The sequence below is a fragment of the Candidatus Kryptobacter tengchongensis genome (assembly GCF_001458555.1).
Classification (GTDB): domain Bacteria; phylum Bacteroidota; class Ignavibacteria; order Kryptoniales; family Kryptoniaceae; genus Kryptonium; species Kryptonium tengchongense.
The window spans coordinates 1-20,121 of record NZ_CZVH01000026.1 but is presented as its reverse complement, the minus strand read 5'-3'; the positions used below and the strand labels follow the sequence as shown (position 1 = coordinate 20,121).

Annotated in this window: 15 protein-coding genes, 1 tRNA gene and 1 pseudogene; 1 reads left to right on the top strand and 16 read right to left on the bottom strand. The window is 37.2% G+C overall.

Features of this window, described 5'->3' with window-relative positions; all coding sequences use genetic code 11:
• Window positions 1-215, bottom strand: a 215-nt coding sequence (locus AT685_RS02410; protein ID WP_143713085.1) for a hypothetical protein, incomplete at its 3' end; no start/stop codon positions are given.
• Between the two features lie 42 nt (window positions 216-257).
• On the opposite strand from AT685_RS02410, the gene AT685_RS02405 reads away from it, so the two are divergent.
• Window positions 258-1,034 (top strand): DUF4097 family beta strand repeat-containing protein, encoded by a 777-nt coding sequence (locus tag AT685_RS02405; protein WP_081040545.1) that lies wholly within the window; start codon window positions 258-260, stop codon window positions 1,032-1,034.
• A 162-nt stretch (window positions 1,035-1,196) separates the two neighbouring features.
• On the opposite strand, the gene AT685_RS02400 is transcribed toward AT685_RS02405, so the two are convergent.
• The 15 genes and pseudogenes from AT685_RS02400 to AT685_RS08785 form a co-directional block, all read right to left on the bottom strand.
• Window positions 1,197-1,270: transfer RNA gene (locus AT685_RS02400), tRNA-Arg, on the bottom strand.
• Between the two features lie 21 nt (window positions 1,271-1,291).
• A complete protein-coding gene (gene ispD, locus AT685_RS02395) occupies window positions 1,292-1,978 on the bottom strand; it encodes a 2-C-methyl-D-erythritol 4-phosphate cytidylyltransferase (RefSeq protein WP_072151397.1) in 687 nt (228 codons plus the stop codon).
• Entirely contained in the window at window positions 1,975-3,828 is a 1,854-nt protein-coding gene (locus tag AT685_RS02390) for an APC family permease (RefSeq protein WP_072151396.1), read from the bottom strand. Before AT685_RS02390 ends, ispD begins: the two co-directional genes overlap by 4 nt.
• A 27-nt stretch (window positions 3,829-3,855) precedes the next feature.
• Window positions 3,856-4,896, bottom strand: a complete 1,041-nt coding sequence (gene queA / locus AT685_RS02385) for a tRNA preQ1(34) S-adenosylmethionine ribosyltransferase-isomerase QueA (RefSeq protein WP_072151395.1) — start codon at window positions 4,894-4,896, stop codon at window positions 3,856-3,858.
• Between the two features lie 65 nt (window positions 4,897-4,961).
• Window positions 4,962-7,763, bottom strand: coding sequence for a pyruvate, phosphate dikinase (gene ppdK / locus AT685_RS02380; RefSeq protein WP_072151394.1), 2,802 nt, complete (start codon window positions 7,761-7,763; stop codon window positions 4,962-4,964).
• An 18-nt stretch (window positions 7,764-7,781) separates the two neighbouring features.
• Window positions 7,782-8,462: a gamma-glutamyl-gamma-aminobutyrate hydrolase family protein gene (locus AT685_RS02375; protein WP_072151393.1), complete on the bottom strand. Its 681-nt coding sequence runs from the start codon at window positions 8,460-8,462 to the stop codon at window positions 7,782-7,784.
• Window positions 8,463-9,509, bottom strand: a complete 1,047-nt coding sequence (lpxK, locus tag AT685_RS02370) for a tetraacyldisaccharide 4'-kinase (protein ID WP_072151392.1) — start codon at window positions 9,507-9,509, stop codon at window positions 8,463-8,465. It lies immediately after the preceding gene.
• A complete protein-coding gene (gene lpxB, locus AT685_RS02365) occupies window positions 9,506-10,654 on the bottom strand; it encodes a lipid-A-disaccharide synthase (RefSeq protein WP_072151391.1) in 1,149 nt (382 codons plus the stop codon). Before lpxB ends, lpxK begins: the two co-directional genes overlap by 4 nt.
• Window positions 10,655-10,668: 14 nt before the next feature.
• The gene (locus AT685_RS02360; protein WP_072151390.1) at window positions 10,669-11,256 is read right to left on the bottom strand and encodes a methyltransferase family protein; all 588 of its coding nucleotides are present in this window, start codon (window positions 11,254-11,256) and stop codon (window positions 10,669-10,671) included.
• A gap of 25 nt (window positions 11,257-11,281) precedes the next feature.
• Entirely contained in the window at window positions 11,282-11,992 is a 711-nt protein-coding gene (locus AT685_RS02355) for an MtnX-like HAD-IB family phosphatase (RefSeq protein ID WP_072151389.1), read from the bottom strand.
• Between the two features lie 25 nt (window positions 11,993-12,017).
• Window positions 12,018-15,560, bottom strand: coding sequence for a chromosome segregation protein SMC (smc, locus tag AT685_RS02350; RefSeq protein WP_072151388.1), 3,543 nt, complete (start codon window positions 15,558-15,560; stop codon window positions 12,018-12,020).
• A 15-nt stretch (window positions 15,561-15,575) separates the two neighbouring features.
• The gene (locus AT685_RS02345; protein ID WP_143713084.1) at window positions 15,576-18,161 is read right to left on the bottom strand and encodes a glycoside hydrolase family 2 TIM barrel-domain containing protein; all 2,586 of its coding nucleotides are present in this window, start codon (window positions 18,159-18,161) and stop codon (window positions 15,576-15,578) included.
• Between the two features lie 160 nt (window positions 18,162-18,321).
• The gene (locus AT685_RS02340) at window positions 18,322-19,236 is read right to left on the bottom strand and encodes a PfkB family carbohydrate kinase (RefSeq protein ID WP_072151386.1); all 915 of its coding nucleotides are present in this window, start codon (window positions 19,234-19,236) and stop codon (window positions 18,322-18,324) included.
• An 11-nt stretch (window positions 19,237-19,247) separates the two neighbouring features.
• A pseudogene (locus AT685_RS02335) lies at window positions 19,248-19,978 on the bottom strand (slipin family protein).
• Window positions 19,979-20,012: 34 nt separating this feature from the next.
• The gene (locus AT685_RS08785) at window positions 20,013-20,117 is read right to left on the bottom strand and encodes an NfeD family protein (protein WP_474114018.1); all 105 of its coding nucleotides are present in this window, start codon (window positions 20,115-20,117) and stop codon (window positions 20,013-20,015) included.
• Window positions 20,118-20,121: the final 4 nt, after the last annotated feature.

Here is a 20,121-nt window from a genome sequence, read left to right as displayed (position 1 = left end):
GAACTATGCGATTGAATTATGACATCTGAAACATCTGATTCAATGTAAAGCTTATATCCGGGGTTTGCCTTGAAGGATTTTGAAAATTTTAATTCGTCAGCTGTTTGCAAGCTATTTTGAGGCGTGATTTCTTTTGTCTTTATGTTTGAGCATAGAAGCAGACCGCCAGCAAATATGAAACCTGTAATTATAAAAATTAAAAATTTGGGTTTCATTGTGATCTCAAAATTTTATTTTTCTAACCGTGCAAAAATGAAATCAACCTCAACTTTTATGTAAGGGGTTCACAAGAAAGATTAAAAGAACTCAACATCTCATTTGAGGAAGGAGAAAACAGCTTAACTATCAAGATAAAACGGAAGAAAAAAATTCCTTGGTTTGATTTTTCCGAGTTGTTTCTTTTTGGTAGAAAATGGGTTGAAATGGCTCAGCTTGTGGTAAATGCACCCGATAGTTTATCCGATCTCACTGTGAAAAGCACAGGCGGAGATATCAAGATTGAAAACTTTAAGTCAAATAACTTTGATCTTTCATCTGCAGGTGGCGACATCCATGCAAAGGATTTGAGGGGAAGGACTTATGCTTCATCGGCAGGCGGGGATATACGCCTTAGAAATTGTGCAGGCTCCGGGGAAATAAAAACAGCTGGAGGGGATATAATCGTTAGTGAATATCAGGGAGAACTTGAAACAAAATCCTCAGGTGGTGATATAACAATAAACAAACTAACTGGTTCTGTTTCAGCTTCTTCATCTGGTGGTGATATAAATGTTGAATTTATCTTGGCTTCGGGAATAACAAGATTGTCCTCCTCCGGCGGAGATGTAAAAATTTATGCGCCTTCAAATTTAAACGCCTACATTGATTTTAAAACATCCGGCGGAGATATAAAAGTTGACTTCCCTATAAAAATTGAAACAAAGTCACACTCTGAACTCAAAGGCTGGATAGGAAAATCAAATTCTGGCACAACGATTAAAGCTTCTACATCAGGTGGGGATATAGAATTGATTTCAAAAGATTTGGAAATTTAAAAAACAGATTGAATGACTTTAACGAAAATTTGTTTTTAAGTTTGTCTGAACAGTTCTTTTTTATCATTGTTCAAATAACCCCTTCAGATCGGGCAACAATGAGGTCGCAAGATGCCTTAAAATCAACCACAATAAAGAGAAATATCAAGCAATTCTCTTTAGCGCGCCTGGAGGGACTCGAACCCCCAACCCGCGGATCCGAAGTCCGCTGCTCTGTCCAATTGAGCTACAGGCGCTTTTTTAAAATTTAAAAAAATTTACCGCCCTTCAAGCAACATTTTTGCAAATTCAATGTCTTCCGGGGTTGTTATCTTTATATTTTCATACAGCCCTTCAACAATTTTGACCTTGACACCAATTCGCTCAACAAGAGATGAATCATCCGTTCCATAAAAGGAATCAGTATAAGCTTTTTTATACGCCTGTTGTAAAACTGTATAATAAAACGCCTGTGGGGTTTGCACAAGCCAAAGCAAGTTTCTATCAAGCGTCCTTTCAACAAAACTGTCCTCCCCACCAAGCTTAACAGTTTCCTTTGGGCGAACCGCAAGGATAGCTGCTCCGGTCTCCTTGCAAGCCGAAATAACTTCACAAATTTTTTCACATGTTATAAAAGGTCTAACCGCATCATGAACAACAACTATCTCTGTATGATGGTAAACCATCATTTGCAAAGCATTGTAAACAGAATCCTGTCTTTCATTTCCACCGATTGTGACCTCAACAACTTTCGTTATGTTAAATTTCTTAACAAGATTCTCAACTTCAAGCAAAATTTCCGGAGCTGTTGCTATTATTATAGAATCAACGCAATTACAATTTTGAAATTTCTCAAGCGTATGAACTAAAATCGGCTTTCCAGATATCTCTATCAGCTGTTTATGTATACCCGCGTTCATTCTCCTTCCATATCCTCCAGCTGGAATTATTGCAGTTACCTTCAATCTCTTCCTCCGTTCTTTTCGTTTTCGGCGATGTAATCAATATGAAAGATAAATTCCGGAAACTTTTTAGGCAAATTTATGATGTTATAAACCATTATCCCGGTTGATAATCTATCAATCCAAGATGAAAGTGGCCAACCAAAGTGAATATGAATTTTCTTTTCGGATGGAACTTCATATCTTATCGTGTTGAGCAACCCAACTATCATATCAAACAAATTCATTTTCGGTTGAATTGAAATCCAAAAATGCCTTGGTAAACCTTTTTCAGGTCTATCAAGTCGTGGCGAATAAAAACTCACATAAATTGAATTAGCATCAACATTTTCAATGTTTTCCTTTGGTCTTTTGAAATGGATATGGATTTCATCGGAATCAATATCTGCAATTGCAAAAACCACATCCATAGGGCTATCGGTGCTTCGTCTGACTGGGATCTCTGGGGCTCTAAACTTTGAAATTCTTAATCCAGCAAACAAAAAGAAAAGCGTCATAAATAACCATAACAAAGCCCCATAAATGCGATGTAAAACTATGTAAATAAAAATGCTAAATGTCATAATGAAAAGAATCAGGGTACCCGTTCTTGATGTATGATATGTTATTTCCTTTGTTCCCATGCGATAACGATAAATCACAAGAGAGCCAATGTTAATTGAAAAACTTGCCACAAGCCCAATAGCATACATCTCGGCAAGCACTGCCTGACTTCCACTCGTTATTAAAAGTATGAGTGAATAAAAAATTGCATTAAAAACATGAATTCTATAAAGTGAACCACGACGATTCAACTTCATCAGCCACGGAAAGCTATATCTTTCGCATATTTTCTCTATCAATTCGGAGGATGCAACCATTGCTGTGTTAACAGCCATTATCAAGGTTATGCTTGCAAGCGCACTTACAATTATTCCAAACCAATAGCCATTTACACTTTCAGCAAATGCTGGGATCAAATCTGTTTCATGTTTTTCAAGATCAATGTTTGAAGAAAGAGCGAAGAGAGCAATAAGCGGTGTCGCCACCCCAACTGTGAGGGCAAGAAAAATATATGCTTTTCTTATATCATGCCAGCTTCTAACAAGAGATGCCGTCTGAAGAACAGACTCAATTCCAGAATACGCAAGGATGCAACTTCCTATCCCTGTTACGAGATTTGCGTAAGATTTAAAAATTGATTTATCATTGATGTCTGATAAAAAAAGTGAAAACGCCTCTTTAACTCTTATCACCGAGGATTGTTCAAAATTTAAAATTCCACCAGTGATTAAATTCAAAAGCACAAAAGAGGCAAAAATAAAAATTGCAAATGTAAATTTTGCATTCTCCCTTATCCCCAAGATATTAAGCCCCGCTATGAACCAGACGAGAAGAATTTTAAGAACGAACTTAACATGTGAAGGCATTGAAATAAACGCAAGACCGTTTTCAACTGCACTTACAGTTGAAATTGAAGCAGTCAAAATATATACCACAAGAATTGATGCAACCGCTATAAAAGAAACAGTTGGACCGAGAACAAGATATGAAAATGAATAAACTCCGCCACCTTTTATGCCGTGCACCTCAAGGATCTCGGCTATTTCAACCATTCTGGTTGAAAGAAAACGGATGAAAAGAGAAGTAAGAGCTATATAAATTATCGCTTTTATTCCAATGAACCTATATGCTTCAAACGGCGCATAATAGATTGATGTAAGTTCATCCATCAATGTTATGATTGAAACTGCAAACCATGTTATCCACCATCGCCCAGAATCAAAATAACTTAACAGGTTCTTTCTCCTAAGAAGACGAGCAAAAATAATTAAAAGTGAAAAATTTATGACAAAGAAAATCAGGGTTCGCATAGCGGAAAAAACAAAGGGGGATTAGTTTTAGATTATAAGCATTGCATCGCCATAGCTTAAAAATCTATAACCACTTTTGATCGCATGCTTATACGCCTGCATTAAAAGATCAAGCCCTGCAAACGCAGCAGCAAGAATAAGAGGTGTTGATTCAGGCATGTGGAAATTGGTTATAAGTTTGTTCACTATTTTAAAATCATACGGTGGATAGATAAATTTATCCGTCCACCCCCTGTAAGGTTTTACATGCCCATCTGCGGTCACACTTGACTCAAGCGCTCTCACGACGCTTGTTCCAACAGCAACGACGCTTTTCTTTTTATCAATTGTCTCGTTTATCATACGAGCGCTCTCTGGGGAAATTTCAAAGTATTCAGAATCCATTCTATGTTTGCTCAAATCTTCAACTTCAACTTTCCTGAATGTCCCGATGCCTATATGAAGAACGATAGGGACGATCTTAACACCTTTTTTCTCAATTCTTTTCAATAACCTTGTAGTAAAATGCAACCCCGCCGTTGGAGCAGCAACAGAACCGACAACCTCAGCATAAACAGTTTGATACCATTCCTTGTCTCTCTCATCAGGTTGTCTTTTTATGTAAGGTGGGAGCGGAACTTCCCCATGCCTTTCTATGAAACTGAAGAAATCACCCGTATAATGAAATTTTAAAGTCCTTCCACGGGATGTAGTGTTATCAATAACCTCACAATATACCTCGTTATTATCACCAAAGTAGATTTTGTTCCCAATCCTAACTTTGCGAGCTGGCTCAACTAAAACATCCCAGAGATGTTCCTCGGGATTAAGCTCACGGAGCAAAAGTATTTCAATTTTCGCTCCTGTTTTCTCCTTCCGCCCTATCAATCTTGCTGGGAAAACTTTCGTCTTGTTAATAACAAGCGAATCACCTTCCTCAAGGTAATCAACTATATCAGTAAAGATCTTATCTTCAAATGTTTTCGTTTTTCTGTCAACAACGAGCAGCTTTGCACTGTCCCTTGGCTCAACAGGATATTTCGCGATTAAATTTTTGGGAAGTTGATAGTTGAAATCTGAAAGTTTCATAATCTTTTATAAATGCTTGTTTTTTAAATTTAAAAAGCGGGGGAGTAAAATCCCCCGCCTTGAATTCATCGCGCTTTAACCTTTGCCTTTACTTTTGACTTAACCTTTTTTACAGCTTTTTTGTTCGTTTTCTTTACAGAGACAGTTTTCTTAACTCCATCATAAATTAACGCAGCTCGTGCAGCAGCAAGTCGCGCAATTGGAACACGATATGGCGAACAACTCACATAATCAAGCCCAATTTTATGGCAAAATTCAATCGTTGCTGGATCACCGCCATGCTCCCCACAAATTCCAACTTTCAAATTCGGTCTCACAGAACGACCCTTTTGAACACCAATTTTCATCAACTCACCAACGCCTTTAACATCAATCGTTTGGAATGGGTCTTTATCGTAAATTCCAAGGTCAAGATATTTGTAAATGAATTTCTCATAATCATCCCTTGAAAGCCCCATTCCCATCTGTGTCAAATCATTTGTGCCAAACGAGAAAAACTCCGCAACAGTTGCTATCTCATCTGCTGTTATCGCTGCTCTTGGAACTTCAATCATAGTGCCAACAGAATATTCAATCTTAATACCTTTTTCTTCCATAACTTTTTCGGCAACTTCACGGACGATCTTCTCTTGATTCTTGAGCTCATTTACATGCCCAACAAGTGGTATCATTATCTCTGGTTTAACTTTTATACCTTCCTTGGCAACATCGCACGCTGCTTCAATAATCGCTCTTGTTTGCATTGCTGTAATTTCTGGATAAACAATTCCAAGACGACAACCTCTAAAACCAAGCATCGGATTAAATTCTTTAAGTTCAGCAATCTTTCTACGAATCTTTTCTTCAGGAATACCCGTTTTTTCAGAAAACTCTTTTATCTCCTCATCCGTGTGCGGTAAAAATTCATGCAACGGTGGATCAAGCGTCCTTATCGTCACAGGTCTATCACCCATAACTTTAAAGATTCCATAAAAATCCTGTCTTTGCAAAGGTAAAAGCTCATTTAAAGCTGCCTCTCTTTCTTCTTTCGTATCAGCAAGGATCATTTTTCTCATTGAGATAATTCTATCACCTTCAAAAAACATGTGCTCAGTTCGGGTTAACCCAATTCCTTCAGCCCCAAATGCAACGGCAACCTCCGCTTGCTTTGGAAGGTCAGCGTTAGTTCTTATTCTCAATTTCCTTACTTCATCAGCCCATTTCATCAATTTCTCAAATTGCTTGTAAACAGGAGCTTCATCAGGATTAAGCGTTTTTTCAACCAAAACCTGCAAAACCTCACTCGGCTTTGTCGTTATCTTTCCGAGTATGACTTCGCCCGTTGATCCATCAATTGAGATATAATCTCCCTCTTTTATAACCTGCCCGTTAACCCTTATTTCTTTTTTGACATAGTCAATATCAAGCGCACCACAGCCGACCACACAAACTTTACCCATCTGCCGTGCAACAAGTGCTGCATGGGATGTCATTCCTCCACGAGAGGTCAGTATCCCCTCAGCTACATACATCCCTTTTATATCATCCGGCGAAGTTTCAATTCTTGTTAAAATTACCTTTTCCCCACGCCTTGCCCACTCTTCGGCATCTTCAGAATGAAATACAACTTTACCAGTTGCTGCACCCGGACCCGCAGGCAATCCCTTTGCAAGGAGGCGACCATCTTTAATAGCTTTCTCCTTCTCAGCAGCGTCAAAAATTGGTCTCAAAAGATGATTTAAAGCATCCGGCTCTATCCTCAATAAGGCTTCTTCTTTAGTTATTAAACCCTCCTCAACCATATCAACCGCTATCCTTATGGCAGCAAATCCTGTTCTTTTTCCAGCGCGCGTTTGTAACATATAAAGTTTCCCACGCTCTATCGTAAATTCAATGTCCTGCATATCTTTCAACCTGCTCTCAAGAATCTTTCTAACCTCAAGAAGTTGCTCATAAACATGTGGCATGACTTCTTTCAGCTTTGATATCGGCAATGGAGTCCTTATCCCCGCAACAACATCTTCACCTTGAGCATTCATCAAAAACTCACCATAAAATTCATTTTCGCCTGTTGCGGGATTTCTCGTAAACGCAACACCAGTTCCAGAATCATTTCCCATATTTCCAAAGACCATCGTTTGAACATTAACAGCAGTTCCCATGTCATCGGGAATGTTGTAAATTTTTCTATAAGCAACAGCTCTAGGATTCATCCATGATCTGAAAACAGCCCCGATTGCACCCCAGAGCTGTTCCCACGGATCATCAGGAAAATCAACCCCTTTCTTTTTTCTTATCAATTCTTTAAACTCGTAAACAAGCTCCTTCAAATCTTCAGCCGTGAGTTCAATATCATGTTCAACTCCTCTGGCTTTCTTCTTCTCTTCAATTAAAACCTCAAATGGGTCTCTTTCCTCCTTCGTTTCTGGTTTCAATCCGAGAACAACATCACCATACATCTGAACAAACCTTCTATAAGCATCCCAAGCAAACCTTTCATTTTGAGTTTGTTCAACTAAACCCTTAACCGTTTCATCATTCAAACCCAAATTTAAAATTGTATCCATCATCCCGGGCATTGATACAGGAGCACCTGACCTGACCGAAACGAGAAGTGGATTTTTCGGATCACCAAACTTCCTTCCGACAAGTTTCTCAACTTTAGCAAGTGCCTTTCTAACTTGTTCTTCAAGTCCCTTTGGATATGTTTGATTATGTTTGTAATAATAACTGCAAACCTCGGTTGTGATCGTGAATCCAGGTGGCACAGGCAAACCTATGTTCGTCATCTCCGCAAGGTTTGCACCTTTCCCACCAAGCAACTTTTTCATATCAGCATCTCCTTCAGCTTTGCCACCACCGAAAAAATAAACATATTTTTTCGCCATTACCTCAACCTCCAGAATTTATTTTTGAATAATTGAATTGATAAATGCCTCAAGCAAATTCCTTGAAAAAACGCTCTCAAAATTTTTCATCCTTTCAGGATGCCACTGAACAAGTAAAACAAATCTATCATCACCGACCCACTCAAGACCTTCAATCACCCCATCATCGCACTTCGCACTAATACGTAAATTCTCACCAATCCTATCAGCTGATTGATGATGACTGCTATTAACGATCCCCTCCCTCTCTCCAACAATTTTAAAAAGCTTTGAATCATCAAAAACGAATATATTATGCAACCTATCATCTCCAGTATTTTCATCCTTGCGATGATTTGTCCCTATAACCGTTTGAATATCAAAAACCAAACTCCCACGCAAATAAACATTCGTCAACTGCAATCCCCTGCAAATTCCCAAAATTGGCAAATCCTTTGAAAAGGCAATATCAAGAAGTTTAAATTCAAACCAGTCCCTATCACGGTTGTATCTATCACCTTCCCTCTCCGACTCTCCATAAAACTCAGGATGAACATCATCACCTCCAGTAAGTAAAAGAGCATCACATTTTTTAAGATCATCACTGTTAAGTTCTTTATAAGACAAAATCACTGGCTCAACTTCAACAGATGCCCTCCTAAGCCAGTTAATATAATTCTCAAGGTTGCTATCACAGTAAGAAACCCCCACCTTTATCATCTAAACCAGCTCCAAAAGCTTTTGTTTTAAATCGTTCTCCCCTTCCAGAAACTTAACTTCTATCCTCGTATAAAAAAAAGGAAAATTTTTCAATTCTCTCATCTCAAACAATCTCGCATAATCCTTTTCCGTCGTGATCGCAAATTCCGCTCCAGTTGAATTAAGAAAATTGACTATATCTTCAATATCCATCCAAGTATATCTGTAGTGATCGGGAAATTCAAAATCCTTTACAACGCAAAAATTATTGTCTTTCAATAATTTTACAAAATTTATGTGTTTTCCGATGCCTGAAAAAGCCACTGCTTTTTTACTTGAAAACTCACTTTTGTCTAAAATATAATCAAAAAATTTCCGTATTTCAAGAAGTTCATATCTAAATTTGACCCGCAATTTATCTTCACCAAGATACCGATTGAAATTTTTCACATCAATTTCATCCCGAAAACACAACACATTAGCTCTTTTTAATGAGCTCAACGGCTCACGCTTTAAACCCGCTGGGATTAAAAACTCATTTGTTTCCTCACCAGAGATGATCACGATATCAAAATCCCTATGTAAATCCCTCCTTTGAAAACCATCATCAAGAAGAAAAACATCAACATCAAAATTTTCAAGAAGTTTAATGCCCGCAATATATCTATCCTCACAGACTGCAACAATCCATCCAAGTTTTTCTTCAACTGATTTTAACGCCATTTGAAACGGCTCATCTCCGCATTCGTCCGCGTTTGCAAAAATTTTCTCACCATCTGTTACAAGGACAAATCCCCTTGTTCTTCTTCCATAGCCACGGCTTAAAATCGCAACCTTTTTCCCAAGCGTAGAAAAATACTTACCTATCCACTCAACCATTGGAGTTTTACCTGTCCCCCCAGCAAGAATGTTCCCAACCGAGATAACTGGTCGTGGAAGCTTTTTAACCTTAAGAATTCCTCTATCATAAAATAAATTTCTTAACACAACTATAACCCAATAGATAAACGAAAAAGGAATTAGCAAAAATCTTAAGCCTCGCCAGATTTTAAACAAACTTATCATCATAAATTCAAAACGATTTTTTCAGCGACGATTTCAGATGTGCTCTTACCATCAGATTCAAAGGTGAGAATCTGCCTGATTTTTAAAAGTTCATCTTTAGTGCTGTTATATAAATTCTCATCCTCAAGATATCTGCTGACCTCGTCAAATATCTTATCTTTTGTGAAATCCTTTTGGATTAACTCTGGAACCACTTTCTTACAAAGCACTATGTTTGGAAGTGAAATACTCTCAATCACATCTGTTTTGACAAGCAAACGTCCTAAAAGATAATTTATAGGGGAAGTTTTATAACACACGACCATCGGTATCCCAAGAATTCCCGCCTCAAGAGATGTTGTCCCACTTTTCACAACGGAAACATATGAAACCATTAACAACTCATGTGAATTTTCAACGAATTTAAATTTACGAAAATCTTCACCTATTAAATTTTTTATTTCAGACTCACTAATCGTTCTTGCTCTGCTGAAGACGACTTCAACATCAAACTTTTTCCTTATCATCTCCCCTGCTTCAATCATCGTCTTAAGCATCATCTTAACCTCATGGCTTCTGCTTCCTGGGAAAAAAGACACAATTTTATTTTTTGCAATTCCATATTTTTCAAAAAAGTCACCCTCACTTACAGATTCAACTCCCCTCAAATCCTCAAGCAACGGATGACCCACGAATTTAGCTTTCACACCATACTTTCTAAAAAATTCCTCCTCAAACCTGAAAATAACGAAAAGTTCATCAACATAACTTTTCAAAATCTGAATTCTTCTCCTACCCCATGCCCAGACCTGTGGAGCGATGTAGTAAAAAACTTTGAAACCTTTCTCTTTTGCAAATTTTGCAAATCTAAGATTAAACCCAGGATAATCTACGAGTAAAACTGCATCTGGCTTGCGACTTAACAGTTCGTGCTTGCATAGGTTTTCAAAATCAATGACCCTTTTAAAATTTTTCACCACATCAACAAAACCGATAAATGAAATTTCAGATATATTATAGATTATCTCCGCCCCGCATTTTTTCATCCTTTCCCCGCCCACGCCGAAGATTTCAACCTCTGGGAAATTTTTCTTTATCGCACAAACAACTTTCCCAGCATGCAAATCCCCAGAAGCCTCACCTGCTATTACCATTAATCTCTTTGACATAATTTACAACACATTCAAAAATTATTTTTCACAAGAAAAATAATTATGTTTAACACTGTGACACCAAAAAATGCTTGTAAAGTTCTTCGCTCTGACCTCAACGCTTCTTTGATATTAAAACTCAAATTTCCAGCAAATTCATATTTCTTCAATTTCGGGATAAACCTCGGGACACTTTTATAATATCTTACATACTCATCCGCAAATGTCCTGCTCAAATATTCCTCCTCAAGCGTCACAATTAAATAATACTGGATAAAAAAATAAACCAAACCAACGATTTGAAAATAAGGGAAAAGAGCCATTGACATAACCCCAAAACCAAGATACATAAGCATATTCCCAATATAAAGCGGATTCCGAACATAGGCGTAAGGTCCATTTGTGACAAGCCTGCTACCCCCAACTGGACCTGTCGTCCTTGTTTCAGCTCCAACATATCCGACACCCCAAATTCTTACAATCTCACCAACCAGTGCCAGAACGAAACCAACTATTAAACTTAACACAGTTGGTCTTGCAAAAATAACCATTACAATTAAAAATGGAATCGGAGTATAACTCCTATAAGAAAAAATTTTCTGTCTGAAGTCCGATTTCACTCTGAAGAATTTTTTATTTTTAGAATTATTCCCTCATAAAAACTTCCCTTCGTTTAAGTTCCGCTTGCCATCTCTTCCGTAGCCTTTTTCTACCACTTAAAAATCTTTCAAACTGTTCCATCACATCCTTGAATGTCTCAAACTCATAAACCGGGATGTTTTTCGCCCTGCAATACTTCAAAAGTTCTTTCTTTCCAAAAACTACATCAGCATACTCCGCTGGACATCTATCTGAATAGCCATCCCCGATATAAACAATTATATCATCATCACCAGAAAGTGTTAGCATGTGATTTCGCTTGCAATTCCCGCAAATGCGACATATTGAATCTGGATATGGAAAATCAACCTTTACCCTCCCATCTTCAATCCACAATTTGTTTGAAAAAAACTTAACATCAAAAAGACCATACTTATCAAGGATTCGCTTTATATAAAAATCAAAACCGTCGCTCAAAATGAAAACCTCAATTTCATTTTCCCTTGCCCACTTTACAAAATCAATAAAATAGATATCTATTTCCTGAGAAAGTATCAACTTTTCCGCTTCAACATAATCAACTTTAACTTTTTCGGCGATTTTTTCCCACATCTCCTTTGAAGAAATTTCATAGTCACGCCACTTTACAACAAGCGAAGAATAATAATTCCTATCACCAAATGTCTCAAAAAACAAGTCCCCGACATCATTTTTTGTTATTGTCCCGTCAAAATCGCAAAAAACTTTTATGTTCATGCACACATTAAAATAGTTTGAGTTATTAACCTTGTTCAATTCCCTGCTTAAACCTAACCGAGACAATTTTTGAAACACCTTCTTCTTCCATCGTCACTCCGTAAAGCGTATCAGCTGCCTCCATCGTTTTCTTATTATGTGTGACTATGATAAACTGCGTATCTTTTGAGAAACCCTTCAAAAGGTTTATAAACCTGTCAATGTTTGCATCGTCAAGTGGTGCGTCAACTTCATCAAGAACACAAAACGGACTTGGCTTAACAAGGTAAATCGCAAATAAAAGTGCTATCGCCGTCAATGTTTTTTCACCAGCTGATAAAAGATCAATTGATTGTAACCTCTTCCCTTTAGGCTTCGCCATTATCTCTATCTTTGATTCAAGCGGGTCAACATTTCCATTTTCATCAGGAACAAGCTTCAAATCCGCTTCACTGTCTGGTCCAAAAAGTATCTCAAATGTCCTCTTGAAATTTTCCCTTATCTTCTCAAATGTCTCAAGAAATCTTTTTTCTGCTGTTGCGTTGATCTCGTCAATGGTTTCCTTAAGCGTTTTCTCCGATTCAAGTAAATCGTCCCTCTGTGATATCAAAAATTCAAGTCGCTTCTTCTCTTCCTGATAATCGTTAAATGCAAGTAAATTCACAGGACCAAGGAGTTTCAATTTCGTTTTCAAATTCTCAACTTCCTCTTTCAAAACCCCAATGTTATGATCTGCAAATTCCTTGTATTCAAGCTCAACCTGGTATTCCTCCCATGCTCTCTCCTTCAAATTTTGCATCTTCAATCTTATTTCATTTATCTTTATCTCAAGATCATGCATCGCACTGACATATTCCTCATACCTTGCTCTCTCTTCCTTTATTTTTCTCTCCAGCGTTTGAATTTCAACTAATTTTTCATTATGTTGCCTTTGAATTTCCTTTAACCTTTCATGAAGCATTGAAACTTCACCTTCAAGCATATTTCGCTTCTCGCTTAACTCACCAATTTCAAACTCCATATCTTCAATTTGAATTTTGCTCTCTTCAATCTCAACATCATACTCACTTATCTTCGTTGAAACCCTCACAACTTCATCCTCAAGTCGTTTTATCTCCAAATCAATGTTTTTCTCATCATTTTCAAGCGAGACAAGTTTGATATTAAGTTCAGAGACATGCTCTGCTTTCTCGCTCCATTCTCTCTCAAGTGTTTCAAATTCAGATGTCGCAACTGAAAGTTCATACTCAATTTTCTCTTTCTCCTTTTCAAGCATCAAAACCTCACCCTCAAGACTTGCAAGAACTTCAGTAAGCATTTTTATCTCGTTGCTGATCTCTTCCCTTTCCTTGTCAATCTCTCCAATTCTTTCAACCGCTCTGGCTTTTCTATATTCAGCTTGATTTATCATCTTCTCAACCTCGGAAATTGATAATTGGACATTTCTCACAACATCAGCAAGCCCTTTTAAATTTATCTCCTCAAATTCACGAATTTTCTTATCAATTTCACTCTGAACATGGTTTAATTCCTCTTTGAGCCTTGAAACTTCATTTTCAAGGATTTCAATCTGTCTTCTCTTTCCAATGATGCTCTGGGACGACCCGTTAGTGCTCCCACCTTTGATTAAGCCTTCATCTGTATAAATTTCACCTTCAAGTGTCACACATTTAACATTCCCATAATTTTTCAACGCTTCAATTGCCGAATTTTTATCTCTCACAACGAGAAAGTCATCAAGCAAAAGATCAACAATTTTCTTAAACTTCTTCTCACACAGGACAAGCTCATTCGCCCAACCGATCACCCCATCGCCATTGATGGGAAGATTTGACGCATAATTCTCAGGAATTTTATCAAGGCAGATAAATGTAACCTTACTCTTATTTTGTGATTTTAAAACATCAATTGCTTTCTCAGCTTCTTCAACAGTATCAACGATCAGATAGCCTGCTGATTCCCCAAGTGCGGACTCAATCGCAAGCGAAAGATCAGGCTCAACATCAATTATATCTGAAACACTTTTAAAATTTGGATTATAACTCTGCACAAGAAATTGTGCCCCCTCGGATAAGTCAACATGTTTTTCAATTAACTCTTTCAGAAAATCAATTTTTGAAACTTTTTTCCCAATCTCGTTCTGAATTGCAAAAGATTTCCTTCGCAACTCCTCAATTTCTGATCTTAGATTTTCCCTCAATGCTTCCTTTTCATTTAGTATTCTCTCTGCGCTCACAAGCTCATTCAAAAGCGTGGCTTTCCTCTCAAAAAGAACACTTAATTCAAAATCAGCCTCATTTATATCTTTTTCATGCAATTTCCTCTCATCGCTTAACAAATCCATCTTACCCTTGAAATTCTCCATCTTTCCCTTGATTTTTTCAATCTCGCTTCTTTTCCGTGAAATTTCATCCATCTTTTCAATCAATGTTTCATTCAAATTCCTCACGGTGACCCTTTTCTCGTCAAGCTCTCTGGATATCCCATCAAGTTCTTTCTTTTTCTCAATATATTCACTCTGCAAAGCTTTCCTCTCGGTTGAGATATCTTCAAAAGTTAATTTTTTCTGTTCAATTGTTTGATTTAATCCATAAATCCGATGTTGAAGTTCAAGTTTTTCATTTGATATTTTTTCAATTCTCTCTATAAAAACCTTTTTTCTTTCCTTCAAAAGCACAATTTCCTGCTCCGTCAAGCTTAATTCCTTGCTTTCGGATTCAATTTTTGAATGTATCTCTTCAATTTGCTCCTCAATTGTTCTAAGCTCGCCTCTCAACACCTCAAGAAGCTGTTCTCCACGGGAGAGCTCGTCCCCAGCGCTTATTTTTTTATTCCTTTCGGCGTTCAATGTCTCCTCAAGATATATCAAAGTTCTGTGAAGTTCTGAATATTCTCTCTCAAACAGTTCAATTTCATTTCTTCTTAATTCCTCAAGGATTTGGTTATATTTTTCGGCTTTTTTTGCTTGTCTCTCAAGCGATGCGACATTTTTTTGAACCTCCCGAATTATATCATTTACTCTTGAAAGATCATTTTTAACATCCTCAAGTTTTCTGAAAGTTATTTTTTTCCTTTGTTTATATTTTGTTACGCCAGCTGCCTCCTCAAAAAGTTTTCTTCGCTCCTCTGCCTTTTCACTCAAAAGCGATTCAATCATTTTCAGCTCAATTACAGAGTAAGCGTTAGCCCCCATACCAGTATCAGCGAATAAGTCAATTATATCTTTCAACCTGCACGGAACCTTATTCAAAAAATACTCACTTTCCCCTGATCTAAAAACTCTTCTCGTTATGGTGACCTCTGAATATTCCATCGGTAGAATCCCCTTCGTATTCTCAATTGTAATTGAAACCTCAGCCATTCCAAGCGGTTTTCTTTCTTTTGTCCCATTGAAGATTACATCTTCCATCTTATCGCTTCTTAAAACGCTGGCTCTTTGCTCCCCGAGAACCCATCTTATTGCATCAACTATGTTAGTTTTGCCACAACCATTTGGACCAACTATTGCTGTTATTCCGCCGTTAAATTTTAACTCAACCCTATGAGCAAATGACTTAAAACCAAATATCTCAAGTCGTGAAAGATACATCTACCCCTGTAACTTTTATTTTACACTATTTAAAATATTTAACAAAAACTTCAAATATGCAAGCGATGAAAATTTGAAATCGTAAAAAATCAAAAAAGCACTTAACAAGATCAGAATTAAACCCAGCGAGAAAAGAGAAACACGCAATTGACTCACCTCATAAATTATTGATATTCCCTTTATCAACCTCACGAATGAAATCAAAATGATAATCAAACCAAGCAAAACTATCATAATCCCAGCCTCAAAATTCCCTATCACCCTATATAAAACTATGTCAATCGGAATCAAAAATATAACAGGCAGAAAAGACCATACGACAATAGAATAAGAATCATTTAAAAAGACCTTAACACGAACGAAGGCTGAAAAAATTTGAACGACAAATGTCAAAAGCAAAATCAAAACAAATGAAAAAAGAGAACAATATAACACAGAAGCAACCGGATTCCATATCATTGAAATTAACTTCACCTTCAACCAGTCAATGAAGATCAAATGCGTTAGGATATAATCAAGAAACTCATTTTGCTTTAACCTGTTTAAAACACCACCGATAAAAACACCAAGCGTTGTTGAAATTATTAACGCAAGCAAACTTGTTTGCCCGAATGATATCATATATTGATCTCTTACATCAGCAAAGAAATTATAAGGTCTGAAAGTTGCCCTGTTAAAATTCTCCCTGAACCAGCGATATGAGTAGTAGATATAGGAAAGAAAAAGTAAAAGAACTATACCAGCAACTGTATAGATGGCAGGGATGCTTTCAGAATAATCACCAATTGCAAGCGTTGGGACTTTTCCATCCGTATAAAGCGCCTTCAGAACCTCATAAGCTGGTCTTTTTTCCCTATCATACGAAACAACCCCCATTGTGTAAAGATATAAATCTTGATTTGGAAGCGTCATAACAGGTCTTTCACCCCTCCAATCGGCAAAAACCCAAACAAAAGAGCCATCATAATTCATCTCCTGAATCAACCTGTATCGCTCAAGTATATACTTTGCCTGACTTTCATACGAAAAAGGATCTGAATAACCATTTCTGTTTCCAATTTGAACCGCTTTCCCATACTCGGTTATTATAACTGGTTTATCACGATATTTACTTCTCCAGTATTCTATGCTCTCCGTAAATTTTTCAAAATCATCAATGTAAACATTGACACATGCAAGATCAACAAGATCCACACAAACATCATTTTTTATCATCCTTGAGGCGTAATAAACAGGTCTATTGTCAATTGACTTAACAAATTTAACCAATTCCTTGACATACTTCCTTGCTTCTTCATCTGCAGAATCAAACTCGTTCCCAATGCCCCATGCCAGAACGCTTGGATGATTCTTATCCCTGGTGATCATCTCTGAAACATAATCCTTTGCAAGTGAAATATATCTTTCCGTTGTTAAAATATCCACAGGAACATTCCACACTGGGATCTCTTCAAGAACAAAGAGCCCATATCTATCGCACAAATTCAAAATATATGGATGCGCTGGATAATGTCCAAGCCTAACAGCATTTGCTCCCATGCTCTTTATTAAAATTATATCCCTTTCCATCTCCTCATAACTTAAAGCGTTCCCAAATCTCGGGTGATCTTCATGCCTTGAGATCCCCTTCAAAACAACCCTTCTCCCATTCAGATAAATATCTCCATTCCCAATTTTTATATCCCTAAAACCTGTGACGATGATAAACTCATCCACAACCCTGCCAAGGTTTGTAACCAAAAGTTTTAAAATGTAAAGCGAAGGTGTCTCTGGTGACCAGAGATTTGGATTATAGATAGTAAATGGAATTTTGATCTTTAAACTTCTTAAATCATCCACAAAAAATGTCAAAGGCTTTGTCTCTGTTATAAATACTTCGCCAGTTTTTTCAAAAATTTGAAGTTTTACATCAAAATTTTTATCGTTGAAAAGTTTTGAAATTTCACCCGAGGAAAGATAAGCCTCAACTTCGCCGTTTAAAATTGAAAAATTAGAACTAAACGAATACACAACCCGTGCATCGTCAATCCAAACCTTTGGAGCTACAAGGATGTAAATATCCCTATAAATTCCACCGTAATTTCTCCACGCCCAGACCTGATGCCGTAGGGGAATGGTCGTTTTTGAATTAAGCTCATTACTTACCTGAATTTCCAAAATGTTTTCGCCTGTGTTCAATATTCTATCTGGAATTCTAACAACAAAAGATGTATAACCACCGATGTGCCTCGTAAGAAACTGACCATTGACAAAAACTTTACACTCATAATTTATCCCGTAAGCGACAAGAAATAGAGTTTTATTCCGAATAAGCGTATCCGGAAGGTTGAAGCTTTTTCTAAATGTCACCTTACCAGTGAAATCATAAGCTGATGGAATTAACACCTCAAACCACTTTTTCTCTCCATCAATCTTTGCAAGCCATTTCCCAGACAGGTCAACCTTAAATCTTGTCTCGGTATCTTGAAACATTCCAGCATCAAGCCCTATAAGGGTTGGATTACCATTGAAAAGGAATTTTTTAACCTCGGATTGGAGTGCCCTTAAATTAAGGTTCAAAAAACATAAGACACAGAGAACTAAAAAAGATTTTTTCACCATCACTTTCAATTTTGTTATACAAAGTGCAGTTAAATTTAATAAAAATGAAGGAAAAATTTACCTCAAACATCTTAACTGGATATGAAACCAAGAGAACATCGGCTGAAAAAGAGATGGCTAATTAACATTTTAATTGGAGGAAATTCTTTCTCCTTTTCATCTAATCCACTTCAAACTTTGTTATTTCCCGAAAAGCCTCAAATCTCTCCTGAATCTCCTTCCATGACAAATTCCTAATTCTATTTATCCCGAAGCCCTCAACACAAAAAGAAGCGATTGCGCTTCCATAAATTACTGCTTTTCTCAAATTTTTCTCCGAAATATCATCTGTTTTTGCAATCCAGCCAGCAAAACCACCCGCAAATGTATCCCCAGCACCTGTTGGATCCTGGATTGACTCTATCGGATAAGCAGGAGCAGAAAAAATCACGCTATCAATCATCAAAACTGCCCCATGCTCACCCTTTTTAATTATCACAACTTCGGGACCAAGTTTCAAAATTTTTTTGCCAGCCTTTATTAGATTCGGCTCCCTTGCAATTTGTCTGGCTTCAGCATCATTAACAATTAAAACATTTACTCGCTTCAATGTCTCAAGCAACTCATCGTATTTTCTCTCAATCCAAAAATTCATTGTATCAGCAATTACAAGCTTTGGGTTATCAACCTGATCAAGAACACTCATCTGAAGGGTCGGATCAATATTACCAAGACATACATACTCACTTGACTTAAACTCATCGGGTATGACAGGCTTAAAATCAGCAAATACGTTCAAATGAGTATAGATGGTTTCCCTTGTGTTCATATCATAATGATATTTCCCAGCCCATCTAAATGTTTTACCACCATTTATAATTTTCAATCCTTTCAGATTCACACCCCTTCCCTTCAAATCATCAATTACATCACTTGGGAAATCATCACCGATAATTCCAACAAGCCCGATTGATTTAGTAAAATAACTTGCCGAAATTGAAATGTAAAGAGCTGAACCTCCAGGCGCATCTACTACTTTGTCAAACGGCGTTTCAATTGTGTCAAGTGCTACAGAGCCCACAACAAGAAGCTTCAAATAAATCCTCCCTATTTCTTTTTATCACCAGTTTCAATAAATGGTCTTATAAGCTCAATCGGGATCGGAAAAATTGTTGTTGAGTTCTTTTCAGAAGCTACTTCGGTTAATGTTTGTAAAAATCTGAGTTGGATTGCCGTTGGATATTGTCCTATGATTTGAGCTGCTTCGGCAAGGCGTTGAGCTGCTTGATATTCACCCTCAGCGTGAATTACCTTTGCTCTCCTTTCCCTCTCTGCTTCTGCTTGCCTTGCCATTGCTCTCTTCATTTCCTCAGGAAGATCAACATGTTTTATCTCAACCATTGAAACCTTGATGCCCCAAGGATCGGTATGAGCATCAATTATTTGCTGAAGGTTTTGATTTATTTTTTCTCTCTCTGAAAGAATTTCATCAAGTTCACTCTGACCAAGGACACTTCTCAAAGTCGTCTGAGAAAGCTGAGATGTCGCATAAAGGTAGTCTTCAACTTCAACTATCGCTTTCTCTGGATCAACAACCCTGAAATAAACTACAGCATTAACTTTTATTGAAACATTATCCCTTGTTATAACATCTTGAGGTGGGACATCAAGGACAACAGTTCTCAAACTCACCTTTACCATCCTATCAACTATCGGAATCAAAAATATAAGTCCTGGACCCTTCGCCCCTATCAATCTACCAAGTCTAGAATTCTTATAGCACTTGAAAGTACGATTATTAAGAAAACTATAACTACTGTTAAAAGTGATATTGTCATGGCCTGCCTCCGGATTTTTTGATTTTTTATTTTCTCACTTTTTATCTACCTTTTCCACTTTCAATGTTAATCCCTCAACGCCCTTGACAACTATTTCCTCATTCGGGTTAATTTTATCCTGACTTATCGCTCTCCATATTTCG

Excerpts from the sequence above, each read along its gene's own strand:
- AT685_RS02390 (WP_072151396.1), bottom strand. The coding sequence starts at position 3,828 with ATGCGAACCCTGATTTTCTTTGTCATAAATTTTTCACTTTTAATTATT.
- queA (WP_072151395.1), bottom strand. The coding sequence starts at position 4,896 with ATGAAACTTTCAGATTTCAACTATCAACTTCCCAAAAATTTAATCGCG.
- ppdK (WP_072151394.1), bottom strand. The coding sequence starts at position 7,763 with ATGGCGAAAAAATATGTTTATTTTTTCGGTGGTGGCAAAGCTGAAGGA.
- AT685_RS02375 (WP_072151393.1), bottom strand. The coding sequence starts at position 8,462 with ATGATAAAGGTGGGGGTTTCTTACTGTGATAGCAACCTTGAGAATTAT.
- lpxK (WP_072151392.1), bottom strand. The coding sequence starts at position 9,509 with ATGATGATAAGTTTGTTTAAAATCTGGCGAGGCTTAAGATTTTTGCTA.
- lpxB (WP_072151391.1), bottom strand. The coding sequence starts at position 10,654 with ATGTCAAAGAGATTAATGGTAATAGCAGGTGAGGCTTCTGGGGATTTG.
- AT685_RS02355 (WP_072151389.1), bottom strand. The coding sequence starts at position 11,992 with ATGAACATAAAAGTTTTTTGCGATTTTGACGGGACAATAACAAAAAAT.
- smc (WP_072151388.1), bottom strand. The coding sequence starts at position 15,560 with ATGTATCTTTCACGACTTGAGATATTTGGTTTTAAGTCATTTGCTCAT.
- AT685_RS02345 (WP_143713084.1), bottom strand. The coding sequence starts at position 18,161 with ATGGTGAAAAAATCTTTTTTAGTTCTCTGTGTCTTATGTTTTTTGAAC.